The sequence below is a fragment of the Streptomyces sp. 13-12-16 genome, from assembly GCF_002114215.1.
Classification (GTDB): domain Bacteria; phylum Actinomycetota; class Actinomycetes; order Streptomycetales; family Streptomycetaceae; genus Streptomyces.
The window spans coordinates 1-1,517 of sequence record NZ_NCTE01000700.1 but is presented as its reverse complement, the minus strand read 5'-3'; the positions used below and the strand labels follow the sequence as shown (position 1 = coordinate 1,517).

At 75.6% G+C, this 1,517-nt stretch carries 1 protein-coding gene; it reads right to left on the bottom strand.

What is annotated here, in order from left to right; genetic code table 11:
• A partial coding sequence (locus tag B7767_RS26590) for a polyketide synthase dehydratase domain-containing protein (protein WP_179167295.1) occupies positions 1-1,517 on the bottom strand: 1,517 nt, incomplete at both ends.

Below are 1,517 nucleotides of genomic sequence, written 5' to 3'. Positions count from 1 at the left end.
CCCGGGCGACGACCGTCTCCGGCCGGGCGGTACCGGCGCGCAGCGCCGCGCGCAGGGCCGTCACGTCCGGGTACGTCCGTGCCGCGGAGCCGATCACCGCCGACGCCGCGGCGACCACCGGGTCCCCGCCGTCCCCGATCAGGGCCCACTTCTCCCCTTCACCGGGCGCGGCGGCGCCCGACGGCGCGGGCACCGTGTGCCACACGACCTCGTGGAGCGCGCCGTCGCGGTCGGACCGGGCGGCCTCGAGCTGCTCGGGACGGACCGGACGCAGGACGAGGGAGTCGGCGGTCAGGACCGGCGCGCCGGACGGGTCCGTGACCTCCAGCGAGACGGTCTCCGGTGCCGGACGCGCCATCCGGACGCGCAGGGCGTGCGCACCCGTCGCATGGAGGGTCACGCCGCTCCAGGAGAAGGGCACATGGATCGCGCCGTCCGTCCCGTCGGCCGTGGCCAGCAGGAACGGGTGCAGCGCGGAGTCGAGCAGCCCGGGGTGGACGCCGTAGCGTTCCGGACCGGTGCCCGAGGGCAGGGAGACCTCGGCGTACAGCGTGTCGCCGTCCTGCCAGGCGGCCCGCATGCCCTGGAAGACCGGGCCGTAGCCGAGCCCGGTGTCGGCGATCCGCCGGTAGAAGCCGTCGGTGTCGAGGCGTTCGGCGGAGGCCGGCGGCCAGGGCGCGTCCGCGGCCGGATCGGCTGCCGGGGCGTCGGCGGCCGCGGGGGCGTCGGTGAGCGTGCCGGTGACGTGGCAGGTCCAGTCGGAACCGTACGGGGCGTCCTCGGGCCGGGTATGGACGACGAAGGCCCGCCGTCCCGCGTCGTCCGCCGGCCGGACGAGGACCCGTAGCTGCAGGGCACCGCGTTCGGGGAGGGCCAGGAAGACGTGGTGGGTGAGTTCCTCGACGCGGTTGCAGCCCGTGCGGGCCGCGGCGTGCAGCAACATGTCCACGAACGCCACACCCGGCATGACCGGCGTGCCGAAGACGGCGTGGTCGGCCGCCCAGGCGGGCGCGGTGGCGTTCACGCGGCCGGTCAGGAGCAGTCCGCCCGGGTCGGGCAGCTCGGCCTCGGCGGTCAGCAGCGGGTGTCCCGTGGCGGTCAGTCCCGCGGACGCCACGTCGCCCGGGGCGGTGGCGGTGAACCAGTGACGTTCCCGCTGGAAGGGATAGGTGGGGAGGTCGGGCAGCGTCCGAGGCGCACCGAGATGCGCGGTCAGGCCGGCGGCCGGAGCCCCCGCGGCGTGGACGCGCGCCACGGCCGTCAGGAGGGTGACGGGTTCGGGGTGCCCGTTCCTCAGGACGGCGGTCCCGGTGGCGTCACCACCGGTGGTCTCGTTCACGAGCGCGGTCAGGACCGGGTCGGGGCCGAGTTCGAGGTAGTGGCGGACGTCGTTGGTGTGGAGGGTGTGGATGCCGTCGGCGAAGCGGACTGCCTGGCGGATGTGCTGGACCCAGTAGGCGGGGGTGGTGATGTGGTCGGGGTCGGCGAGGCGGCCGGTGAGGTTGGAGACGATGGGG